Genomic DNA, 23,834 nt, shown 5'->3' with positions numbered 1-23,834 from the left:
TGGTTATTCTATCCTGCGTGCTTCCAAATTCGGAGCAACAATCTGTGGTGCACCTGGTCGTTAGGGTCAGTCTAAGACTCGGGCTCGAAGCACCATTGACTGCCGACCTGCCTTCGCCAGCCGTAAGTAAATTATACCGCATACCTACCATTTTCATCATCTGATGGTGCTGCGTTAGCGGCATGGGCGTCTAGGACTTAGATTCTCTCATCCAAGGCTGCCGGTCTTAATTATTCCAAGCTAATCTAAGTCTTCCTGCCTATTCGACTTCAAGAGCAAAGCACCTACGCGAGCAGCATGTAGTTCTTAAATCAAGCAATATAATGTACTAGGCATTATGATCATGATCCTTCGATACATAAGCCGTACAACGTCAGTAACTCTGAACTGCCATTTATTTTCCTAAAATTAGTTGATCGTGTGCGCAGGGAGCCGGTAGACGACGTTGGTCCCTTTTTCGGGTATGCTGTGGATCGAAATGCCGTATTCCCCGCCGAAATAGAGCTGCAGCCGCTCCTGTACATTGGCAAGCCCGAGATGCTCGGTGTAGTCGATTGGGGCCGACAGGTGGGCGGAAATCTCGTTCAACTGAGCTTCCGTCATGCCTTTGCCGTTGTCGAATACTTCGATCATCGTAAGATCCGCTGTCTCGTAAGCAGTGATCGCGATGATACCTTCGTCCGGAATCATTTCCAGCCCGTGGTAAACCGCGTTCTCGACGATCGGCTGGAGCGCTAGCTTCGGAATGGGATAGTCCAGCAGCTTCTCCGGAATCGACAGGAACAAGCGGAATTTGTGGTCGTAGCGGATTTGCTGGATTTCGATGTAGCGCTTCACCTGATTCAGCTCGTCGCGGAGTGCGACGACGTGTTCTCCCTGGGAAATGCTGTAGCGAAACATATCTGCCAGCATTTTGGACATACGGGCGAGCAGGGGCACGTTTTCGAGGATCGCGAGCGCATTCATCGAATCGAGCGTATTGTATAGAAAATGCGGATTGATCTGCGAATGGAGCGCCTTCAGCTGCGCCTCCTTGCGGATAATTTCCGATTTGTAGACATCGTTGACAAGCGACTCGATACGGTCGGTCATCTGATTGAAGCTTTGCGTCAGTTGGCCGACTTCGTCCGACCGGTTGACCTGAAGCCGGGTGTCGAAGCGGCCGGTCTGCACCTGCTTCATATTCGCTTGCAGGGTGCGCAGCGGCTTCGTGATCCGTCCGGCAATAAACGTCGAAATCACGAGCGCGATCAGGAGGGCAAACAAACCGACCCCCAGCGTTATATTGCGGACCGTAACCGCGTAAGCGGAGAGGCTGCCGAGAGGGTCGAGACTGACGAATCTCCAGCCGGTAGCGGGCAGTTCTCCCGCATTGACGAGCATCCGCTCGCCGTCGATCTGCAGCCAACCGGACATTCCGTTCGGCATTTGAGCGTCGTAGGGCCACACTTCTCCGATCTCTTCCGCCCGCTGGCTGTAGACAAGCTTCCCCTCGGCGTTCAGGATCGAAATTTGGTTCAGTTGAAGTGTCGACAGCAGGCGTGCGATGTCCATCACGTTTATATCGATGACGATGCCGCCGAGGTCTGCCGGGCTTAACGTGTTGTTGATTTTTCGCACCAGCGAGAACGTATGCGGCGATTGGGCGGTTCCGGGGTCGGCGAACGGGCGGAGGAACGGACCGGCGATCACGACCTCGCCTTGACGCGCGACCGCTTCCCGGTACCATGCTGCATTGCGGAACGATAAGCCTGCCCCGTATAAGGGCTCTTTGGAAATCATCGTCCCGTCCGGGAAAACGATCGTCACGTTCTGGATAGTGGCCTTGATGTTCATATAGCCATACCACTGCTCGAACTGCTCGAACAATGCGCTTTTCCAGCGGGTCAAGGCGATCGGCTCCTCCGGCGGTCCTTCGTTTAACAACTGTTGTACCTCGCCCGTATAAATGACCCGCGAGTACAGCTCCAACTGATCGACGTAGGCCTGCAACTGCTGCGAGACAAGCTTCATTTGGGTTGCGCGGTTGTCCAAGGTCTGCTGCTCGGTAATCGACAGCATCGAGACGTAAAGAATGCTTCCGATCAGGAGGAGCGGGATGGATACGACGACGAAGTAAGAGAAGAACAGCTTCTTGCGTATGCTTGCGCGCACATTTCGGATCATTTTACCGAGCACCGGCGGCGTCCTCCTTGAAGCTGAGCGGAGTCATGCCCGTATGCCGTTTAAACAGCTTACGAAAATATTTCAAATCCTGATACCCGCACTTCAGCGCAACATCGCTTATTTTTTGCTCCGGGTCCGCGGCGATAAGCGCTTTGGCGCGTTCGATGCGCAGATGGGAGACGTATTCGAGAAAATTTTTCCCCGTATGCTGGCGAAACAGGGCGCTGAAGTAGCCCGGACTCATGTAGCTGCTTTGCGCAAGCTCGGACAAGACGATCGTTTCGCAATAGTGGGCGTCGATATAAGCCTTCGCCTTCTCGACCGCTTGCCGCGTCTCGACCGCTTGAGTCTCGGAGTCGGCCATCAGACGGGCGCCGAAAAAGTCGTGCACGGCCCGCCGCTTCGTTTCTTGCCCGATCAGGTTCGGGAGCGATTTGGCGACACGGCAAGCTTCGACGAAATCGGTCTCGTGAAGACGGCCTGCCTCATACAGCTCGCGGGTGCCGCGCAGCAGCGCATAATGATACGAGCCGTCGACGATGTCGGGATGGGCGAAGGCCGGCACGCTCAGCAGCTCGTCCAGCTTGCGCAGCGCCGCCTCGCGGTTTCCTTGGCGCAGGTGGAACGTCCATTCCTGCTCGGCGGCGGAGTCGAACGGAACAAGCAACGGGCCGGACGCTTGAAGCTGTTCGTAGGTGAGCGGCTCGTCTCTTTCCGGCTCCGGCAAGCTGGTTTTGATCGCAAACGCATCGAACGCTTGTTCGATCGAATCACGCAGCCTTACAATGCCTTGCACGGTTGAGCCGATGCCGGTCAGCCGCAGCTCGTGCCCGTCCTGCCGACGAACCTGCGCGAGATCCTCCGCTAGCCGTTCCGCCGTCGCTCTGGCACCCGCCGCGATCAGCAAGTAAACGCCCCGGGTGCGAAGCACACAAATGCCGTACCGGTCCGCAAGCGGTCGGAGCAGCTCGCAGACGCTCGGCTTATCCCATTCGCTCTCGAAGACGGCCGTGGTGAATCTATCGTGCGCATCCGCGAACCGGAGATCGGCGAACTCGGCCAGAAGCTGTGTCTCGTCCTGCATGTAAGCGCCTTCCAAAACAAAGTAAAAAAATTGCTCCCGCCATTTCGTCAGTTCGGCTTCCGTCCGGCGTTTTCGTTCCAAGTGACGACGTGCGACTTTGGCCAGCAGGGCGTTCAGCTCCTGAGGATCGACCGGCTTCAGCAAATAATCGTCCACGGTCAGATGGATCGACCTGCGCACGTAGTCGTAATCGTCATAGCCGCTGATGACGATGAAAGCAAGCCCTTCGTACTGCTCCTTCGCTTTCTCGATCAGCTCGAGCCCATCCATGACGGGCATGCGGACGTCGGTTATGATAATATCCGCCTCTTTATCCCTGATCTGTTCCAGCGCCTGCCGGCCGTCGGAGCATTCCCCGACAAGCTTCAGGCCGAGCCGTTCCCATTCGATCATCTTGATCAAGCCGGCGCGGGAAAGCCGCTGGTCGTCCACGACAAGCAAGTTCATCCTCCGGTTCCCCCTCTTGGTGTCGTTTGTGTCTAGACATGACGCAACATCGTTCCGTCCCATGTATTTCTTAGTATACCATAGGAATTCCTTCCGTAGACGGGCTGAAGGAACCTGGGATTCATCGCGAAAAACTGACCCCCGTCATGAAAGAAGAATGACACCTCGAAATATGAAGCGTTTTCACGTAAAGTTAGCGCTACAGAAACACGTTTCGCTTCGACGACAGGAGGTCAACAACATGGTTGCGGCTGCAACGCGATTTTGGAGCAAGCATTGGAAGGGATACGCTTTTTTGCTTCCGGTGTTTGCCGTGCTTGCCACCTTTAAGTATGTTCCTTTCTTCAACGCGCTGTTCATGTCGTTCTACGATTGGAATGGAGCCAACGTCAAGACGTTTGTCGGGCTGCGCAACTTTAAGGAAATGCTTCAGGATCAAGCTTTTTATGTTTCTTTGAAAAATATGCTGATCTTTACGGGAGCGGGCGTCCTCATTCAACTGACGGTGCCGCTGATCGCGGCGGTGCTCGTGTTTCATGTGCGGGGAAAGCGGCTGCAGAACATTTTTAAACTGTGGTTCGTCATACCGCTCGTCATTCCCTCCATCGTCATTTATTTAACCTGGCAGTGGATTTTTGCCGGGGACTATGGGGTGCTGAACGAATTGCTGGAGCGGCTCGGCCTCGAATCGTGGACGCACGCCTGGCTCGGCGAAAGCAAGACCGCGCTTTGGTCGGTGATCTTCGTCAATTTCCCGTGGATCGGCGGCATAACGTTTCTCCTGTATTTGGCCGGGCTGATGTCGATTTCCAGCGAGCTGTTCGAAGTCGCCCGGCTGGACGGCATGAACGTGTGGCAGCGGTTCGTCCGCCTGGAGCTTCCGCTTGTGCGAAGCCAGCTCAAGCTTGTCGCGACGCTGACGATCATCCAGCAAATCCAGAGCTTCGAGAACATTCTGGTGCTGACCAACGGGGGGCCCGGACAATCGACGATGACACCCGCGCTCTACTTGTATTTGCAGGGCTTCTCGTACAGCCGGATGGGCTATGCGTCCGCCATCGGATTCGTGCTCTTCCTCATCCTGCTGCTCATCACCTGGGCGAACAATAAATTTGTCAAAAACACCGAGACGATCGATTAGAAAGGGGGATATTGATGAGAAACCTGAGAACTGCCGTACCGCATTATGCGGTGCTTGCGCTGCTGCTCGGCCTGACACTGTTTCCTTTTTACATGCTTCTTGTCAGCTCGTTCAAATATACGGACCAGATGATCCATGATTTCTGGGGGGTTACGTTGCCGTTGCACATCGATAACTACGCATCAGCATTCCGTCAGATCGGTCCTTTTATCGCCAATACGGTCTTCATTTCCGTATGCATCGCAGCCGGGGTCATCTTCATCTCGGCTCTTGCCGGCTATTCGTTCATGCGCTTTCGATATCCCGGCAAAAACGTGCTGTTCCTGCTCATTTTATCGCTGATGATGGTACCCGGCTTTTTAATCCTCATCCCGCAGTTTTTGCTCATACAGAAGCTCGGCATGCTCAATACGTATCAAGGGCAAATTTTTCCGCCGATGGCGTTCGGCGCTTCGATGGCCACGTATTTGATGCGGACGTTCTTCGAAGGCATCCCGCGCAGCCTGCTGGAAGCGGCCGAAACGGAAGGGGCCGGCGAGCTGCAAATTTTCGGGCGGATCGTCATGCCGCTTTCGCTCCCTGTCCTATCGGCGGTGGCGATCATCAACTTTTTGGCTGGATGGAACAACTACATTTGGCCGCTCGTGTCCACGACGGGCGAGAAGGTGAAGCCGGTCATTCTCGCGCTCGGCACCGTTACCGGCAGCATGGATCAAGGCGTTAGCGTCAAGCTGGCAGGCTATGTCATTTCTTCGCTGCCTTTGCTGGCGCTGTTCATCGTCGCTACCAAACCTTTCATCTCCGGCATCACTTCCGGCGCAGTGAAAGGTTAGGATAGAATAATATCATATAGCTAAGGGGTGTTGTGCATGTTTATCGGGAAAAAGAGACGGCTATCCAAAGGGTTGTCCTTAACGGTGGGGCTGTCTGTCGCGCTTGCGGCCTGCGGTCCTTCGAATGCGGACCAACCGAAGGGGACCGGCGGGGATGCGCCCAAAACAGTCAATCTGACGTTCGCCGTAGAGACGCCGAAGCAGGAAGAAACGAAAGCCGTATGGCAGGAAATCGTCAATGGCTACGAGCAGAAAAAACCGAACGTCAAAATCAAGCTCGACTACACGCCCAGCGACGGCGACGCGTTTCGCACGTGGCTGACAACCGGCCTGATCGGCGGAACGGCCCCGGAAATTGTTCCGAGCCGCTACACGTGGACGCACGAAGACTTGAACAAAGATCTGCTCACCGATTTGACGGCGGAATACGACAAGCCCAATCCGTACACGGATAACAAAATATGGAAGGATACGTTTACGCCGACCATCCTAAGCGAAATGAAAAATCCGATTTCCGGCAAGCTGTCCGGCGTCGCTCTCCAGACGCTTGCGATCCGCGTCTTTTATAATCAGGACTTGTTCAAAAAGCACGGTTTGCAGGTGCCGAAGACGTGGCCGGAATTTATCGAAGTTCAGAAAAAGCTGAAAGAAAACAACGTGACGCCATTCGCCTTCGCCAACTCGAAGCCGGGCGACAACCATCTGCTGTGGGTCGTGAACCTGATGACGAACCAAATCGCGGCGGAGAAGGTCCGCTCCTTCGACTGGAACAATAACCGGCAGTTGGAGCTCAATGAAATCGCAGGGGCCGTCGACCAAGGCGTCATCAACCTCGAATCGAAGGATTGGAACGCCGTCCTGCCGATCGTGAAGGATTGGTCGCAGTATTGGGCCAAAGGGTTTAACGGCACCAACGGAGATACGGCCAAGGAAATGTTCCTGCGCGGCGACGTGGCGATGGTGATGGCGGGCAACTTCGAGCTCAAGACGATTCAAGATTCCAAGGCGAGAAAGTTCGAATACGGCACGTTCGCGCTCCCGTACTTGACCAAAGCGGAAAATCCGAATGCAGCTGAGAAATATTACGAGCTGGGAGGCTATCCGGATATGGTGTTCGCTATTCCGAAGAAGGTGACCGGGGACAAGTTGGAGGCGGCGACGGACTTCCTGAAATATTTGTCTTCGCCGGAGGTTGCCGCCATCATGGGCAACAAGATGTATACGGCAACGACGCTTGTCAACGTCAAGCTTCCGGACAACCTTCAAGGCTTCCAATTTGTCGGCGACCGCATTCTTGTCAACTTCTACGCCGCGCATATCAACAAAAAGCTGAATGAGGATTTGGCGCGAATCGGCCAGCTTTATCTCGAGAACTCCGTTACGTTGGATAAATATGTAATGGAGATGCAAAAGACGCTGCAGAGCGGCATGGACGAAGCGATGAAAGCGAACAATTGGAGTAAAGATAACCAGTACGGCTCAAAAAAATAAGCGGCTTCGGCCGGAATGCCCCCTGTACGTGCATAGCTTCGGCAGCCTCAGGGGGCTGATTTACAGGGAGGGAGAACGATGAACTGCATCGTTATCGTGTGCGATACGCTGCGTGTCGATCATTGCGGGCCGTACCATCAAGGCCGTCCCGTCAACCGGGTGATGAGCCCGGAGCAGCCGGACTGGGTCGTGCCGACCCCCAATATGGACCGGTTGGCGGCCCGGGGAACCGTCTTCGAGCAGGCTTGGGCCGGCTCGACGCCTTGCATGCCGGCCCGGCGGGACATTTATACGGGCCGGTACGAATTTTTGGAGCGGGGGTGGGGACCGCTGGAGGATGACGATTACGACCTGCCCCGGCAAATATCGGGCAGCCCGAACGGATCGTTGACCCGCCAGCTGGCTCAAGGCTATCCGGTCAGCTATATGGTGACGGATCATTTTCATTTGTGGGAGCAGGGGGCCGGCAATTACCATATGGGCTATACCGGCTTCGAGTTCATCCGCGGCCACGAGGCCGACGCCTGGAAAACCGATCCCGTCGACTTTCCTTGCCCCGATGAGAGAGATCATAAGGTCGAGCGGCATTTCCGCAACGTCCACCTGACGCGCAAATCGGAAAGCGATTACTTTTGCGCCCAAGTGTTTACGCATGCTGCGGAGTGGCTCAAAGTGAACCAAGCTCACGAGAACTTTTACTTGCATATCGATTGCTTCGACCCGCACGAGCCTTGGGACCCGCCCGAAGAGTGGCTGAAAAAGTTCGATCCCCGCGGCTATGCGGTCGGGAAATGGACGTCGATGGTGCCCTATGACCGTTGGGAGAACCATTATACCCCCGACGAGATGCGGCATGTACAGGCGCGGTATGCGGCCATGGTGGCGCTCACCGATCATTGGCTCGGCACGCTGCTCGACAAAATGGACGAGTTGGGACTCTGGGACAACACGATGATCATTTTTACGAGCGATCACGGAACGTACAACGGCGACCATGGCCGGCTCGGCAAGCTGCAGACGCATCAGCACGATGCGTGCGGCCATATTCCGTTTATTATCGCGCATCCGCATCACGGCCGCGGGGAACGGCGCAGCCAGCTCGTCCAGCTTGTGGACATTTATCCTACAGTGCTGAGCGCCGTCGGCCGCCCTTGTCCGCCGGACCGTCACGGCGTCGACCTGCTTCCCGTGCTGCGGAACGCGCAGGCGCCTACCCGGGACTATGCAATTCTGGGCATGTTCGGCAAAAGCGTATCGATCACGGACGGGGAATGGACTCTTCATCAGTCGCCGGTCGCATCGAACCAGCCGCTGTATTGGTACGGTCACAGCACGGCCAAATTCATTCCTTACGGTCTGGGTCCGTTCGAAAACGGACGTCGGGCAGTCGACTGCCCTTCTTGGCCGATTCCGACATGGCTGAGCGATAAGCGGCACGATCCGAGCGAACGGATCAATCTGCTTCAGACGCGGCCGGACAAGCTCGCCGACATGCAGCGGGCTTTGGCGGCCAAGCTGGCAGAGCTGAAGGCTCCGGCCGAGCAGCTTGAACGGCTGGGCATATCCGGTCAATCCGGTTGAGATCGGGGTGTGCAAGATGGATGATGCGGATCAAAGCCGTCGTTCCTGCTGCTGTGCCGCAACAAGAGGCTCCGAAGTTTCCGCTGTGACGCCGATCGAAGAGGTTGTTCGTGCAGCACCGCCGCGGAACGATCCCAAAAGCGGAATGATCTATTTGCCGGGAGGAACGTTTCTGATGGGAACCGATGATAAGGAAGGCTTTCCTGCGGATGGGGAAGGACCTGTACGCAACGTTACGGTAAGCCCCTTTTATATCGATCCTTGCACGGTGACGAATGCGGAGTTTGAAGCGTTCGTCGCCGATACCAGCTACCGGACGGAAGCCGAACGGTTCGGCTGGTCTTACGTTTTTCATTTGTTTGTTTCGGCGGCAACCTCCAAAAAGGTAAGCCGGATCGTACGACATACCCCATGGTGGTGGGTAGTGGAAGGCGCCTGTTGGAAGCGCCCCGAAGGCCCGGATTCCTCGATCGAGGATCGGATGGACCATCCGGTCGTTCATGTTTCGTGGAACGATGCGACAGCTTATTGCCAGTGGTCGGGCAAACGCCTGCCTGCTGAAGCGGAATGGGAGTATGCGGCCCGGGGCGGACTTGTCCAGAAGAGGTATCCTTGGGGGGATATCCTGAAACCGGACGGACGGCACATGTGCAACATTTGGCAAGGCAAATTTCCGGATAAAAATAATGCGGGCGACGGTTATGCCGGAACGGCGCCGGCCCGTTCGTTCGAGCCGAACGGATACGGCCTCTACAATGTTTCCGGAAACGTCTGGGAATGGTGTTCGGACAGGTTTAGCCCGCGGAGCGCTTCCGCCGGAGAAGCGCGCGTCATGCGCGGCGGATCGTATCTGTGCCACAAATCGTACTGCAACCGGTACCGGGTAGCGGCAAGAACCGCCAACACGCCGGACAGCTCCACCGGCAATATGGGCTTTCGCTGCGCGGCGGATGCTTAGGAGCTTCTTTCTTGAGCGGCATCATACGGAAAAAAAGGATATTTGAGGATGCACCTCGAATACATTTCTTCACTGCCATACGCTATTTCATGCCGACAAGGAGTGAAGTTTAGACCATGATCGACCGCCGCCATGATGTAAGACCCGAAGTAAGCGCTTATCTGGAGCGAATCGGCTACGACGGTCCGCTGGACGGAAGCGCGGCCGTGCTGGCCGAATTGCAGGAATGCCATATTCATTCGGTGCCGTACGAAAATCTGGATATTGTGCGCCGTATTCCGCTGTCGTTGGAAGTCGAGGATCTGATCGACAAAATTGTCGTTCGAGGCCGCGGCGGTTACTGCTTCGAGCTGAACGCGCTCTTCGGCTGGCTGCTGCGGGAGCTGGGGTACCCGGTCACGGATTTCGTAGCCCGATTCTGGCGGGACGAGCCGGCCCCGCCCCCCAAGCGCCGCCATCAGGTCCTGAAGGTCGAGGCGGAAGGTGCGACGTATCTATGCGATGTGGGAGTAGGCGGGATTGTTCCACGCCGGCCCGTCCAGCTCATCGAAGGACTGGAGCATCAGCAGGGAGACGAATGCTACCGGATGGAGCGAGATCCCTATTACGGCTGGGTGCTCAGCGAGCTGAAGCACGGGCAATGGTGCTGGTTGTATTCCTTTACCGAAGAACCGCAGCTGCCTAAAGACTTCATCATGGCGAGCCATTGGTGCGAGACCGCTCCCGACTCGGTCTTTATCAACCATGCCAGGGCGGCGATTCGTACCCGGGACGGGCGCAAGACGTTGGCCGGGGAGGAGTTCCGGATTTTCACCGCCGACGGCGTTGAAACCTTTACCCCGCAGACAAAAGAAGAATACGACGAAGCGCTGCGCACTCATTTTGGCATTGTCATGGATAAAAAGGAGGGGGAGTCATGAGCCTTCGACAAAAAATCCAAAGATGGTTTAAATACTTCGTGATCATGACAAAAATGTAGTTAATGCTACATATAATTAATGATACTAATGATTAATGATAAAAAAGAACTGCCGCACCGCTAAGAAACGGGGCCGGCAGTTCTTTGCTTTAAGTCGGCTCGACACGCGCTCAAAATTTTGTCGCTCAGCTCCGGATCGTTGACGGAACGGGCCAGCAGGATGGAGCCGACCATGGTCGCGGTCAGCGTGATGCTTTTGTTCTCGTCTTGACCGGCAAGTCCCGAGACGAAGGAGAGAAAGCGGGAGACCTCTTCGGTGAACACTTCGCGAATGTCCTCGGAAGAGCGGGCGATATCGCCCGCCAGGGCAGGCATGATGCAGCCTTGCTCCGACGAGTCGCGGTGGGCCGCGCTCAAGTATGACTCGATCACCGCGTTGAGCTTCTGCTCATCTGCCGCCTGTTCTGCGATGGAGCCGAGCCGCTCGACGGTGCCTTCCATCGCGCTTTTGCAAGCTTCGGCGACCAACTGCTCCTTGCTGTCGAAATGGGCGTAGAAGCCGCCGTGCGTCAGTCCGGCCCCGCTCATGATTTGCGGCACGCTGACCGCTTTGATCCCGCTTGCCCGAAATGACTGCGAAGCGCTTTGCAAAATTTTATGACGAATGTTCATTTTATGTTTTTTGGTATAAGGCATCTTACGTTTCACCACGCCTAACGATAATTTATGTGTATTCTCCATGATGTTACGAAGGAAAGCATCTGCGGAACGCGGTAAGCAGCTTGAGCGGGCCTTTCGTCCGGATTTTGCGGAGCAGCATGGCCGGAAGCGGGTGCTCCGTTTTCCCCAGGACGCGAATCCAGGTTTCGCTGTCTGCGGTCAGCTCGAAATCCGCTTCCCCGGTATGCCCCTCCGTTACGGCGATCGTCTGCTGCTTGATCACGACCGTTGCTTTCGCTTCTTCTTGACCAGTAAAGAGAAAATGATACGTCGCGTTCAATTCCTTGGCCTGATGGCGCTGAAAGAAGAGCGGGAGCATCCTCAAAAAAGATTGGACGGACTTCGCGCGCAGCCCGTTGCTTACCCGTTTCACCCGCTTGTGCGGAAAGCGGCGGACGACGTGCTGCTCTGCGTCGGAGCCGGGAACGACATAAATCGTTTCTTTTTTGTTCTGCAGCGGCTTGACGATGTCCTCCAAAAATTGCTTGCGGTTGTTCCAGAACGCGCCGATGACGTCTTCTCCTGCGGGACAGACGGCCATACAGTAGGCCGCTTTGTAATTGGCGCCGAACGATAAGCTCTGCCACATGGAGGCCGTTTCTCCGTCTTCGACTTTGGCACGGTACGCTTTGGCGTTTTTGCTGTCCGCAATCGTCTCGATCCAGTTGGTGAACCCGCCCGAAAATTCCCGGTAATTGTGCGTGTAGCAGGCCGAAAAATTAAAGTGTCCGTCTGGTTCGATACCGGCGGCCACGGCGATCGGCTTGTGGGAAATGACCCACTGCTTGCCGTCCCTGGCTACCTCCATGGGGAAGCCCAGCGGAGGATTCACCGCTTTGATGCCCATCTCCTCCAGGCAGGCTACAATCTCATGTCCGACATGCGTGATGCGGTCGTGAACGTGATAAAATTCCGCGTTGGCTACAGAGCGTGCCGCTGCCCGGACCGGCTCGCGGTTCATTCGGCACACGAAGCTGATCAGCAGACCGGCATCCGGCAGCAGCTCGCGTATTTCATGCCGCTGCCCGCTCAGCTCGGGCCGGTCGACGGCAACGAAGCCGACGTCGTCCGCTCCCGCTTCCAGGCAAAGATTGCGCAGCCAGGCTGCGTCCAGAGCCGTTTCCCGGGACGTGCCGGAAGGGGGCTGTTTGGCAAGGTGCTGTCGGACGGTAGGATGGTCATCGAGCTTTTTCATGACTATTATAGCTCCTTTCGATCAAAAAACGAAAATGGAGAAACCGGATCGACGATCAAAATATGATGATCATCATAAATATTATAGTCATCATATTTAAGTCGGTCAATAAATATCCACATTTGCAGAACCCGCACCAGACGCAGGCGGGAGCGGATGCGCCTCAAAAATCAACCGCAGAACCCCGTTCAAGCCATGAGCATTAGTCTTGACAAACACAACATCTTGATATAAATTTGAATCTATCATCTACATATCGTGATTGGACAGGCGCCTTTCCGCTAAAGACGCGGACAGGCTTAATAGGGAAGTCCGGTGCAAAGCCGGCGCGGTCCCGCCACTGTAAGGAAGAGTGTCCCTCCGAGTTCGCCCACTGGCCTTGTCGCATGTGTGGCCGGGAAGGGGGAGGGCGCGATGACTCCGAGCCAGGAGACCTGCCTGTTCATTCGACACCCGTCCTACGGAGATAGGAACGTGTCCGGCATCGTGCTTAGACAGCATGTTTATTTTCATGCTGTTTTTGAGACGCATTCGGTCCGTTCCGCGGGCCGGCGGCGTCTTTTTTTTGCCGTGTCCGGGGCGTTGGCGGGAGAGAAAAAAGGAGACGAAGACCCATGCTGATTGCGTACGATTCCAGAACGGGGAATGTGCGGAGATTTATCGGTAAGCTGAACATGCGATCGGTTCAAATCGAGGAGAACATGCAGATGGACGAGCCTTTCGTCCTTGTTACTTATACGACCGGCTTCGGGCAGGTTCCGGAGAAAACGGCCGCTTTTCTTCAGCGCAATCACAGCCGACTGCTTGGGGTCGCCGCCAGCGGCAACCGCAATTGGGGCGACGGATTCGCCAAGAGCGCCGATCGGATTGCATCCATGTATGGCGTACCGGTCTTGAGCAAATTCGAGCTTGCGGGAACGAAACGAGATATAGAAACGTTTAGAAGCGAGGTGGGCACCGTTGCGGCATATTGAATTGAACAACCAACTGATGCGGCGGGAAGCGGATGGATTTTTTCAACTGGAGAAGGACCGGGAGGCGGTCCGAGCGTTTATGGAAGAGGTGGAACACAGCAGCATCCGTTTCGCCGATACGGCTGAAAAGGTCCGTTATATGATCGACAACGACTACTACGAGAACGTGTACGACCGTTATTCGCCGGAAGAGGTCGAGGACGTCTACCGGATTACGCATAGCTACGGCTTTCAGTTTCAGTCGTACATGGCGGCTTCGAAGTTTTATACGGATTATGCGATGAAAAGCAATGACCGCTCGCTCTATCTGGAGCATTATCCCGATCGCGTGGCGATCGTCGCGCTGCATCTCGGACGCGGCGATGCGGATACCGCGCGGGCCTTGGCGGCTTCGATGATGGAGCAGCGGCTGCAACCGGCGACTCCGACGTTCCTCAATGCCGGAAAAAGCCGGCGCGGCGAGATGGTGTCTTGCTTTTTGCTGGAGATGGACGATTCGCTCAATTCGATCAACTATGTGCTCGCCACGTGCATGCAGCTGTCCAAGATCGGCGGCGGCGTAGCGGTGAACCTGTCCAAGCTGCGCGGACGCGGAGAGCCGATCAAAGGCGTCGAAGGCGCCGCCAAAGGCATCATGCCGGTGCTGAAGCTGATGGAGGACGCGTTCTCGTATGCCGACCAAATGGGACAGCGCAAAGGTTCCGGGGCGGCCTATTACAACATCTTCGGCTGGGACGTGATGGAGTTTCTGGACAGCAAGAAGATTAACGCGGACGAGAAAAGCCGGCTGAAGACGCTCTCGATCGGTCTGATCGTTCCGAACCGGTTCTACCGGCTGGCCGAGGACAACGAGCCGCTTCACGTGTTCGCGCCGTACTCCGTCTGGAAGGCCTACGGGACGCATCTCGACGACATGGATATGGACGAGATGTACGACCGGCTGCTGGCCGACGAGCGGGTGCGCAAGAAAGCGGTCATGAGCGCGCGCGATATGCTCGTAAAAATAGCGACGGTGCAGCTCGAATCCGGGTATCCGTACATGATGAACAAAAGCAACGCCAACCGGGCGCATGCGCTTAAAAATATCGGTTCGATCAAAATGTCCAATCTGTGCACGGAAATTTTCCAGCTTCAGGAAACGTCGGAGATCGCCGACTACGGGCAGCCGGACATCATCCGGCGCGATATCAGCTGCAATCTGGCTTCGCTTAACATCGTCAACGTGATGGAGCAGGGCAAAATACGCGAATCGGTCCGCGAAGGAATCATGGCGTTAACGGCGGTCAGCGATATGACCCATGTCGCCAATGCGCCGGGCGTGGCGAAAGCGAACCGCGAAATGCACTCGGTCGGGCTCGGCGCGATGAATTTGCACGGCTTCCTGGCGAAGAACAAGATCGCGTACGAAAGCGAAGAAGCGAAAGATTTCGTCCGCACCTTCTTCATGATGATGAATTTTTACTCGCTGGAAGCCAGCATGGAGACGGCGAAGAAGACGGGCGTTACGTTCGCGGGCTTCGAACGGTCGGATTACGCCGACGGCAGTTATTTCACCCGTTACACCGATACGGATTACCGGCCGGTGACGGAGAAGGTCAAGGCGCTGTTCGGGGAAATGGCGCTTCCTTCTCCCGAGGATTGGCGGGCGCTGCAGGAGGCCGTATGCACGCATGGGCTGTATCATGCTTACCGGCTGGCGATTGCCCCGACGCAAAGCATCTCGTATATCCAAAACGCGACCTCCAGCATCATGCCGATCGTGGAGCCGATCGAGACGCGGACGTACGCGAATTCGACGACGTATTACCCGATGCCGTATATGAACCGGGACAACTTCTTCTATTACAAGTCTGCTTACCAGATGGACCAGTTCAAGGTGCTGGATCTGATCGCGGAGATTCAGGCGCACGTCGACCAAGGCATCTCGACCGTGCTGCACGTCAACAGCGACGTGACGACGAGACAGCTGGCAAGGTATTACATTTATGCCGCCCGCAAAGGCTTGAAGTCGCTGTACTATACCCGGACGAACCGGTTGACGATGGAAGAATGCATAAGCTGCTCCGTGTAACGACGACAGCATTCGAGCAAGGCAAGTGAGAGGAGCCGATGGTATGAGCGTATTGAAGGCGGTCAACTGGAACCGTCCGGACGACGATTTTACGATAACCTTCTGGAACCAGAACATCATGCAGTTCTGGACCGACGACGAAATTCCGCTGTCCGACGACAAAATGAGCTGGTTGACGCTCAATGACGACGAACGCGATCTATATATGAAGGTGCTTGGCGGATTGACGCTGCTCGATACGGTTCAGGGCGGCGTCGGCATGCCGAAGCTGCTGGAGCACGTCGAAGGGCTGCAGCGCAAGGCGGTGCTCGGCTTCATGGGCATGATGGAGCAGATTCACGCCAAATCGTACAGCAGCATCTTTACGACGCTGGCGACAACCGAAGAGATCGACGGCGTGTTCCGCTGGGTAGAGCAAAATGTGTTTTTGCAGACGAAAGCGGAGACGATTTCCCAGTATTACAACCACATCCGGACGCCGAAGGAGCTGTACTTGGCGATGTGCGCGTCCGTCTTGCTGGAAAGCTACTTGTTCTACAGCGGCTTTTTCTACCCGCTCTATTTGGCTGGGCAGGGGAAAATGACGAGCAGCGGCGAAATTATCGATCTTATTCTGCGCGACGAGAGCATCCACGGTCTGTATGTCGGGGTGCTGGCGCAGGAGGTGTTCGCCGGACTGAGCCAAGAGGATCAGGAGGACGCTACCGAGACGCTGCTCGGACTGCTGCGCTATTTGCACGGCAACGAGGAGCGGTACACGGAGCAGTTGTACGCTTCCGTCGGCTTGGTCGACGAGGTGAAGGCGTTTCTGCGCTACAACGCGAACAAAGCGCTGATGAATTTAGGCCAAGACCCGCTGTTCGAAGAGGAAGAGATCAACCCGATCGTCTTGAACGGCATCAGCACGCGGACGAAGCAGCACGACTTCTTTTCCAAAAAAGGAAACGGCTATGTGCGCACGATTCACGTCGAGCCGCTGACCGACGACGACTTCCGGTTTGAATAAATCAGCTGCTGCCCAGAGTGCAGGCAGTCTGCTTTAAGGAGAGAGCACGGTTTGCCATCCAGGCATTCGCTTGAAGCGGATAGGGTGGCGGATCGTGCTTTTGCTTGTTGCGCTCTAAGAAAAAATCCCTCCAGTGTTCGGCACGCTCCGCAGGACGGCGGACACCGGGTTCCGTTCCCTCTACAATTAAGAAACGAAACGGAGGGAGGAATCGTTAAATGCGTGCAAAATACATTATTTTTACTTCGGTCCTGATCGGCTATGTCGGTCTCGGCATTCTCAATCCGCTTGTCGCCCCGCTGATCCGCGAGCTCGGACTATCGGAAACGGATGCCGGCTGGATTGTAGCGGCTTCCTCGTTCATGGTGCTGCTCACTTCGGCGTTCTGGGGAAGCTGGAGCGACCGCATCGGGCGCAAGCCGGTGCTGTTGATCGGGCTGACGGGCATGGCCGCCAGCTTCGGCATGTTCGTTGCGGTGACCGAGCAAGGCTTGGCCGGCAAGTTCCAGCCTGCCGTATTGTTTACACTGCTGCTGATCTCGCGCCTGCTGCTGGGAGCCGCGTTCCCGGCTGTCTTATCGTCCAGTCAGGCGTACATGGCGGATATTACGACCGAGAAGGACCGCGCCGCCGGGATGTCGTTAATCGGCGCAGCCAACGGTCTCGGGCTTGTCGTCGGTCCTGCGGTCGGCGCGCTGCTGACTGCCCTGAGCCTGCTGGCCCCGATCTATCTCGCAGTTGCTCTGCCTTTGCTCGTCATGCTCTGGGTCGCCTTCGGCATGGTGAATTCCAAGCCGCAGGCGCACGGTCAGAAGAAGAAAACGCTGCGCAAAGAAATACTTCCTTACCTTGCGGTTGCCATGATCGTCATGATGGCGTTGATCCAGACGCAGGTGACCGCCGGATTTTATTTTCAGGATAAGCTCGGCTTGTCGGCGACCGAAACGGCGCAAGCGGTAGGTGCAGCTCTGTTCTGCATCGGCCTCATGATGGCGCTGGTTCAGTTCACGGTCGTCCGCAAAAACCGGCTGACCCCCTTGAAATTGCTGCAGTTGGGAGTCCCGGTCTTCGCCGTCGGTCTTGTGCTGCTCGTAAGCTTCAGCCATATCGCGCCGTTCTTTGCCGCTTTCGCCCTAATGGGGATTGGGGTAGGGCTGGCGATTCCCGGCTTCACCTCAGGGGCTTCCTTGGCCGTAGCCAAGCATGAACAGGGTGCGGCCGCCGGGATGATCGCCGCAGCGATCGGGATCGGATCGCTTCTCGGTCCGTTGACCGGCACGTTCCTGTACCGGATTAGCCCGGAAACGCCGTTCTGGCTCTTAATCCTGCTGCTTGTGCTGCTCACGGGCTATGTGTGGAGCAGCCGGGGAATGCGGAGCAAGCGGCAGGCCGTGGTTGACTAAACAATTGAGAATTATTATCATTTAAGAGGAGGGATGAACGACTACGGAGTGAGAGGATTCAGGTGCTAACGATGATGGCTGAGGATTTTCATCAAATATATAATGCGTTTTTCGACGGTTTTCAATTGTCGCGCCATTATGCCGACCGGACCGAGCAGCTGCCCGTTCCGCGTCAGGCCGGAGAAGGTGCGCTGCGCCGGTTCGTGCCGCGACCGGATTTGGAGATCGTCATTTCGGATTACACGCTTACGCGGAATCGTCAATTTCAGCTGCGCACGGATTCGGCGATGGTCGAGCTTAGCTTTTGCCTGCAAGGAAAGCGGGAGCTTCATATTTCCGGAATGAAGCATGAATTTCGTGCGAACCGCTGCACGCTGCAGCTGGTGGACCGGTTTCACGCGCATTTTGACTTCGACGGGAACCAGCCGATGCTTGCGGTTGGTATCGGGATTCCAGTCGCAACGTTTGATCGTTTTATGGAAGATTTTGAAGGGAAGCGCGCCGTCGATTTTGCCAAACTGGTCGACCGCCGTTCGTTTCGCCTGTTCGAGCAGACAATCGAGCCTGCGGCTTCCGTCATCCTGCAGCAGATACTGGATGCCTCTTATTCGAACGAGACGCGCAAAATTTATATGGAAAGCAAGGCGCTGGAGCTGCTGTCCCTTTCGTTTCATACGCTGCTGTGGGATCGTGAGCCCGACGATAAGCATATCCGGTCCAAGCTGAGCAAGAGCGATCTGGAGAAAATACGTCAGGCGCAGGAGGTGCTGCTGCACAGCATGGATAGCCCGCCTTCGCTGCTGGAGCTGTCCCGAACGGTTGGTCTCAACGACTTCAAGCTGAAGATCGGGTTCAAGGAAGTGTACGGGCACACGGTCTTCGGCTATTTGCGGGAGAAGAGGCTGGAGAAAGCGCTGCTGCTGCTGCAGAAGGGGCAGGTCAACGTGAATCAGGCCGCCTGCGTCGTCGGTTATTCGAATCCGAGCCATTTTGCCGAAGTGTTCCGTGAGAAGTACGGGTTTAATCCCGGCGAGCTCGTCCGCAAATAGCGTTGTGCTCCCGCGTCTGACCGCTAAACCGCCGAAGGAAATTCCTTTGGCGGTTTTTTGCTGCGCATAAAAATCCCGGCAACCGCAGAAAAAATCCGTGCAGGGGTGGAAGAGCGGACGCTGATACGATAGCATACCATTTGTTGATAATGAAAATCGTTATCAATTAATCAAGAGCACAAGACCGCAAGGAGCGGCGGCAAAAACAAAGGAGGGCCAAAAAACATGCACAGACGAACTTGGTTATCGCTTCTGCTTCTGCTTGCGATGGCGGGGGTGATTGCCGGATGCACGGCAAGCGACCCGGGAACCGGCGCTTCAGGGGATCGGAATAAGCCCGAGGGGACGGCGGCGCAAGCTTCTTTTCCGAGGACCATCAAGCATATGAAAGGAGAAACGGTGATCAAGGAGCGGCCGGTAAAAATCGCGTCGCCTTATCTCACTTTTGTCGACGACTTGGTCGTCTTGGACGAAATTCCCGTTGCTGCCCAGGGGCTGGCAATGATGAGCAGCTTCCCGAATTTGCAGAAAAAGCTCGATGGAAAGCCCGTGATCGATCTGGGCAAAGAAGTGAGCATGGAGAGGCTGCTCGCGTCGCAGCCGGATTTGATTATCGCCTCCGACGATATGGCCGATAAATACGACCAGCTCAGCCAAATTGCGCCGACGGTTATTTTTCCGTACACCGAGGATTGGAAGGGGACGCTGCAGCTGATTGCCGGGGCCATCGGGAAGGAAGAGAAGGCGGCGGCCTTCTTGGCCGACTTCGACCGCAAGGCGAAGGAATACAAAGCGAAGCTGGCGAGCCGCAGCGGAGAGACGGTCTTGTTCGCGATGTATGGCGGAAAGGAATTCATCACTTTCAATGAGCAGCGCGTCGCCGATTTTTACAAGGAGCTTGGACTGAAGCCGGTACCCGGCAACGAAAAGGGCGGGTCCTTGTCCCTCGAAACGCTGGCGACGATGAATCCGGATCATATTTTTATCGTCAACAACTACGCTACGCCGATTAAAAAGGGCGTCAAGGAAACGCTGAAGGACAACGAGATCTGGAACGGAATGAAAGCTCCCAAAAGCAATCAAGTCTACTATATCGAGGATACGTCCATCCTTGGACCGATGCCGCTTGGTAAAATGATCGCGATCGAAGAAGTGATGAAGGCGATGGGGAATCGGTAAGGAGCCATAGTTGTGGCCGAGCTTGTTGAGAAGCCCGCTTCGCCTAGAAATTCTCTGCATATGCCGGTGGGGTATATCCTTCCAGCCGCTGCCCTCCCCCAGAAAGTGAAGTAACACTTGGAAGCTTATTCCGATTACTTTCCGGGGACCCCCTATCTACCCGTGAACTTGATTAGAATTAGAGGTATTTTCACAGGTTTCAGGCGGACGTAAACTCTTACGGGATATACCCCACCTCTATTTGTTTGAGATTTTCTACTTCTAGGGTTTCTCAACACTCTGGAGCCACAATTGTGGCTCCAGAGTGTTGAGAAAGTGGGCTTTTATAAAAATAGAGAAACATACGGAGGTGGGGTATCTACTGGAGGAGCGATAGCGTTCGCCTTTGTCTGCGGGAAATACCCGCTGCTAAGCGGCTTCTAATAAAAATTTCCTGCAGACAACAGCGACCGGAAGTAGATACCCCACCCCCCTCGTAAACCTTTAGTACCCAATTGACCACTTTTTCAACAAGCTCGGGCCACAATTGTGGCTCTTTTTTTTGGTTTTCGTACAAAGCAACCGCTTGACAGGGGAGCCTGCTCCTTGTAGAATGGCTTTAAATCGTAAAAATTACAATTAAATGGAGTGGTGAGATGAAGGAGAAATACATGTTTTTGCTTGCCTTGAAGCTGCTCGAATACGAAATCCGCGAGTTGACCGAATATTCCAAGACGTGCCTGGAATGCTTCGAGCAGCTTCAGACGAAGCTGGACGAGCTCTGCCGGTTTATCGCCCACGAAGAGAATGAGGTCCGGTGGAGCGAATGGGAGCACCATGGCGAGATCAAGGAATATGCCGAGAAATTAAGGGAAAGCTCGGTCAAGGCGCTCTGCGATATAGAGAAATATCAGTCGGAGTGCTTGCTGCACAGGCAAGCGGATAGTAGCGAATATACCGGCCTTCTGTCCCGCAGCGTCGCAAGCGAGCTGGAGCGGTTGCATATCAGCCCGTCGTCGAAGGTGCTTTTCATCGGAGCGGGGGCGCTGCCCGTGTCGGCGCTTACGATTGCGAAGAGCGTCGGAGCGGAAGTCATGGGCCTGGATATCGATCCGCATGCGGTCCATCTCGCGAAGCATGCGGCCAAGGCGTCCGGGCTAGCGTCCAAGGTGCGGTTCTCGAATCAAAGCTCGCGGGAGCTGGGTTTTACGAAAGAGGCGACCCATATTATCGTCGCTTCCTTGGTCAAGAACAAGCAGGAGGTACTTACCGAGCTGCAAGAAACGATACATAGCCGGGCAAAGGTCATCGTCCGATACGGGAACGGGTTGAAGTCGATTTTTAATTACCCGTTCGACACAGGCGCAGCGGAAGGATGGAAGCCGGTCTACCGGAGCCAGAGCAATGCCATCTACGACTATGCGGTCTTGGAAAAATGCGAAAGGAAGCGGATGCCATGCTGAACGGTGCCGATACGCCGACGCCGTTCGGCCATACGTTAATCGTCGGAGCGGGCCCGGCCGCCATTCATACCGCGGTTCATCTTGCCCATGGCGGATGGTGCGGTCTGCTGGGGCTGATGAACCGGTTGGGCCCGCATTCGACGCAGCTTGCGAAGGAGCTGGAACGCAGCCGGTTTACGCTCGTCTCTAGCATGCAGACCGCATCAACCGATACATACCGCATACAGGCAAGCATCACGGACTGGTACGAAGGCTGCGACCGGCTCGACGATCGATGGGACACCCTGTTCCTTTGCACACCAAGCGACGCCTACAACGATGTCCTTCGCGCTCTGCAGCCGGACTCGTTAACCCGGCTTAAAACGATTGTTCTGCTCTCACCGGGCTTGGGCTCGAACCTGCTGGTGCAAAGTCTGCTTGGCGCATCAAGTGATCGGATCGACGTGATCAGCCTATCGACGTATTACGCTGCGACGAAGTTCGAGCCCGGCAGCTTCATAGCCGCCCGGACCAAAGCCTACAAGAAACGAATCTTCATCGCATCCGACAAGCCGGGCAGTACGGCCGTCCGGAACGTGAAACGTTTTGTCGAAAGCCTCGGCGTGCAATGCACCGTGGCGTGCCGTTCGATTGAGGCGGAAAGCCGAAGCGTCACGACGTATGTGCATCCTCCGTTGTTCATGATCGATTTTTCGCTCGATGAAATTTTGGGAAGCGGGACCTCGAAGAAGAGCATGTACAAGTTATATCCGGAAGGACCGATTACGCCGGATGCGATCCGGGCGATGGTGCGGCTGTGGAGAGATATTTCCGAATGGCTCCGCTCGCTGGGGGCAGAGCCGGTGAACCTGCTCCGGTTTCTCAATGACGATAATTATCCGGTGCATGAAGCGACGCTTTCCCGGGACGAGATCGACCGGTTCACGGAATGGGAGCCTTTGAAGCAGGAATATCTGCTCTATGTCCGATACGCGTCCATCCTGATCGATCCGTTTTCCGTTCCGGACGAGAACGGCCGTTATTTCGATTTCTCCGCCGTTCCGTATAAGCAAGCTTATCAAGACGGGAACGGGAAGTGGATGATTCCGAGAATTCCGCTGGAGGATTACAAGAAGTTGAAGCTGATCTGCGGGCTGGCCCAAAAAGCGAACATCGCCATGCCGCAAGCTTCGGCATTGATCGAAAGCTTTGAGAAGAGATTAAGCGAGTTCATTCGGGACAAAGGAGCGGACCGCGTGCATCCGGAGCTGTTCGTGGATACAACCTCTGCGGACGTGGAAGCGGTATGGCGCGAAATGAGGAGAGGCCTATGAAAAACGGCGTTCTGCTGGCGATTTTCTCATCTCTTGTATTCAGCGTCATGAATGCTCTTGTGAAGGCGGCCAGCGTATCGATCCCTTCTGCGGAGGTGGCATTTTTCCGCAGCATCATCGGTACGGCAATCATATATGGCATGATGCGATACGGCAAGGTGCCGTTTTCCCGGGAAGGCATTCCGCTGCTGGTGACGCGAGGCGTGCTCGGTGCGCTTTATTTGCTTGCGTATTTTTACACGATTTCGAAAATTCCGCTGACGGATGCGAGCATTCTGGCGCATTTGTCTCCGTTTTTCGTGCTGGCGCTTGCCGTGTTGGTTCTGAAAGAAAAATTATCCCGAAGAGTATTGACCGTCCTTCCGGTTGCGATTCTCGGTGCGATGCTATTGATCAAGCCGTTTCAGTTCACGTCGTATTCTGCGGACGCACTTGTCGGCCTGCTCAGTGCTTTCTTTGCGGCGGGGGCCGCCGTCAGCATTCGGATGCTCAGCCAAAAGCATCATACGTACGAAATCGTTTTTTATTTTTTGGCGACGGCTACGCTGGTGTCGGTGCCGCTCATGTGGAACGATTTTGTCGTGCCTTCCGCGCTCGATTGGCTGTACCTGATCAGCATCGGAGTCGTTTCTTTGCTCGGACAACTGTTTTTGACGAAAGCTTTTACGCACGAAAATGCCGCCGTTGTCGAAGTCACCCGCTATATCGGCATCGTGTTTAACGCCATGTGGGGGTTTTTGTTCTGGGTGGAAGTGCCGGACCTGCTCACGGTTGCGGGCGGCGTTCTGATCGTCACCGCCTGCATTGCTCTGTCGAGGCAGAAGCGGCCGCAATCCTAAGCATATTGACGTAGGAGTGGACA

At 55.5% G+C, this 23,834-nt stretch carries 20 protein-coding genes and 1 riboswitch; of the genes, 16 read left to right on the top strand and 4 right to left on the bottom strand.

Annotation, left to right across the window (positions count from 1 at the left end; all coding sequences use genetic code 11):
- Positions 1–408: 408 nt before the first annotated feature.
- Both NI000_RS00200 and NI000_RS00195 read right to left on the bottom strand, forming a co-directional pair.
- Positions 409–2,178, bottom strand: coding sequence for a cache domain-containing sensor histidine kinase (locus NI000_RS00200; RefSeq protein ID WP_253406727.1), 1,770 nt, complete (start codon positions 2,176–2,178; stop codon positions 409–411).
- The gene (locus tag NI000_RS00195; protein ID WP_253406726.1) at positions 2,168–3,697 is read right to left on the bottom strand and encodes a response regulator; all 1,530 of its coding nucleotides are present in this window, start codon (positions 3,695–3,697) and stop codon (positions 2,168–2,170) included. Before NI000_RS00195 ends, NI000_RS00200 begins: the two co-directional genes overlap by 11 nt.
- Positions 3,698–3,938: 241 nt before the next feature.
- On the opposite strand from NI000_RS00195, the gene NI000_RS00190 reads away from it, so the two are divergent.
- The 6 genes from NI000_RS00190 to NI000_RS00165 all read left to right on the top strand — a co-directional run bounded on the left by NI000_RS00190 (position 3,939) and on the right by NI000_RS00165 (position 10,621).
- Positions 3,939–4,838: a carbohydrate ABC transporter permease gene (locus NI000_RS00190; protein WP_051775053.1), complete on the top strand. Its 900-nt coding sequence runs from the start codon at positions 3,939–3,941 to the stop codon at positions 4,836–4,838.
- 14 nt (positions 4,839–4,852) lie between these two features.
- Positions 4,853–5,671: a carbohydrate ABC transporter permease gene (locus tag NI000_RS00185; RefSeq protein WP_088830731.1), complete on the top strand. Its 819-nt coding sequence runs from the start codon at positions 4,853–4,855 to the stop codon at positions 5,669–5,671.
- 36 nt (positions 5,672–5,707) lie between these two features.
- The gene (locus NI000_RS00180) at positions 5,708–7,162 is read left to right on the top strand and encodes an ABC transporter substrate-binding protein (protein WP_253406725.1); all 1,455 of its coding nucleotides are present in this window, start codon (positions 5,708–5,710) and stop codon (positions 7,160–7,162) included.
- A 78-nt stretch (positions 7,163–7,240) separates the two neighbouring features.
- Positions 7,241–8,743: a sulfatase gene (locus NI000_RS00175; RefSeq protein WP_253406724.1), complete on the top strand. Its 1,503-nt coding sequence runs from the start codon at positions 7,241–7,243 to the stop codon at positions 8,741–8,743.
- A 16-nt stretch (positions 8,744–8,759) separates the two neighbouring features.
- Complete coding sequence (locus NI000_RS00170) at positions 8,760–9,701, top strand: formylglycine-generating enzyme family protein (RefSeq protein WP_375540930.1); 942 nt, start codon at positions 8,760–8,762, stop codon at positions 9,699–9,701.
- 116 nt (positions 9,702–9,817) lie between these two features.
- A complete protein-coding gene (locus tag NI000_RS00165) occupies positions 9,818–10,621 on the top strand; it encodes an arylamine N-acetyltransferase family protein (RefSeq protein ID WP_253406722.1) in 804 nt (267 codons plus the stop codon).
- Between the two features lie 119 nt (positions 10,622–10,740).
- Here NI000_RS00165 and NI000_RS00160 read toward each other — a convergent pair whose 3' ends face one another.
- Together NI000_RS00160 and NI000_RS00155 are read right to left on the bottom strand one after the other, a co-directional pair.
- Complete coding sequence (locus NI000_RS00160; RefSeq protein ID WP_253406721.1) at positions 10,741–11,316, bottom strand: TetR/AcrR family transcriptional regulator; 576 nt, start codon at positions 11,314–11,316, stop codon at positions 10,741–10,743.
- 49 nt (positions 11,317–11,365) lie between these two features.
- Positions 11,366–12,535, bottom strand: coding sequence for an SCP2 sterol-binding domain-containing protein (locus NI000_RS00155; protein ID WP_253406720.1), 1,170 nt, complete (start codon positions 12,533–12,535; stop codon positions 11,366–11,368).
- Between the two features lie 251 nt (positions 12,536–12,786).
- A riboswitch (cobalamin riboswitch) is annotated at positions 12,787–12,991 on the top strand.
- Between NI000_RS00155 and NI000_RS00150 the strand changes: the two genes are divergently transcribed.
- The 10 genes from NI000_RS00150 to NI000_RS00105 all read left to right on the top strand — a co-directional run bounded on the left by NI000_RS00150 (position 12,950) and on the right by NI000_RS00105 (position 23,811).
- A complete protein-coding gene (locus NI000_RS00150; protein ID WP_253406719.1) occupies positions 12,950–13,156 on the top strand; it encodes a hypothetical protein in 207 nt (68 codons plus the stop codon). Its footprint overlaps the riboswitch before it by 42 nt.
- Positions 13,150–13,509, top strand: a complete 360-nt coding sequence (gene nrdI, locus NI000_RS00145; RefSeq protein WP_253406718.1) for a class Ib ribonucleoside-diphosphate reductase assembly flavoprotein NrdI — start codon at positions 13,150–13,152, stop codon at positions 13,507–13,509. Before NI000_RS00150 ends, nrdI begins: the two co-directional genes overlap by 7 nt.
- Positions 13,496–15,580, top strand: coding sequence for a class 1b ribonucleoside-diphosphate reductase subunit alpha (gene nrdE, locus NI000_RS00140; RefSeq protein WP_253406717.1), 2,085 nt, complete (start codon positions 13,496–13,498; stop codon positions 15,578–15,580). Before nrdI ends, nrdE begins: the two co-directional genes overlap by 14 nt.
- A gap of 43 nt (positions 15,581–15,623) precedes the next feature.
- Entirely contained in the window at positions 15,624–16,586 is a 963-nt protein-coding gene (gene nrdF / locus NI000_RS00135; RefSeq protein WP_253406716.1) for a class 1b ribonucleoside-diphosphate reductase subunit beta, read from the top strand.
- A 218-nt stretch (positions 16,587–16,804) separates the two neighbouring features.
- Positions 16,805–17,989, top strand: coding sequence for an MFS transporter (locus NI000_RS00130; protein ID WP_253406715.1), 1,185 nt, complete (start codon positions 16,805–16,807; stop codon positions 17,987–17,989).
- Between the two features lie 74 nt (positions 17,990–18,063).
- A complete protein-coding gene (locus tag NI000_RS00125; protein ID WP_253406714.1) occupies positions 18,064–19,038 on the top strand; it encodes a helix-turn-helix transcriptional regulator in 975 nt (324 codons plus the stop codon).
- Between the two features lie 225 nt (positions 19,039–19,263).
- Positions 19,264–20,217: an ABC transporter substrate-binding protein gene (locus NI000_RS00120; protein WP_253406713.1), complete on the top strand. Its 954-nt coding sequence runs from the start codon at positions 19,264–19,266 to the stop codon at positions 20,215–20,217.
- Positions 20,218–20,852: 635 nt separating this feature from the next.
- Positions 20,853–21,659 carry an SAM-dependent methyltransferase gene (locus tag NI000_RS00115; protein ID WP_253406712.1) on the top strand — a complete coding sequence of 269 codons (807 nt, stop codon included), beginning with the start codon at positions 20,853–20,855 and terminating at the stop codon, positions 21,657–21,659.
- Positions 21,653–22,972 carry an opine metallophore biosynthesis dehydrogenase gene (locus NI000_RS00110; RefSeq protein ID WP_253406711.1) on the top strand — a complete coding sequence of 440 codons (1,320 nt, stop codon included), beginning with the start codon at positions 21,653–21,655 and terminating at the stop codon, positions 22,970–22,972. The genes NI000_RS00115 and NI000_RS00110 overlap by 7 nt, the downstream gene beginning before the upstream one ends.
- Positions 22,969–23,811 carry a DMT family transporter gene (locus NI000_RS00105; protein WP_253406710.1) on the top strand — a complete coding sequence of 281 codons (843 nt, stop codon included), beginning with the start codon at positions 22,969–22,971 and terminating at the stop codon, positions 23,809–23,811. Before NI000_RS00110 ends, NI000_RS00105 begins: the two co-directional genes overlap by 4 nt.
- Positions 23,812–23,834 lie beyond the last annotated feature (23 nt).

The sequence above is a fragment of the Paenibacillus tyrphae genome, from assembly GCF_024158745.1.
GTDB lineage: Bacteria > Bacillota > Bacilli > Paenibacillales > NBRC-103111 > Paenibacillus_G > Paenibacillus_G tyrfis_A.
This window is presented reverse-complemented; position numbering and strand designations above follow the sequence as displayed.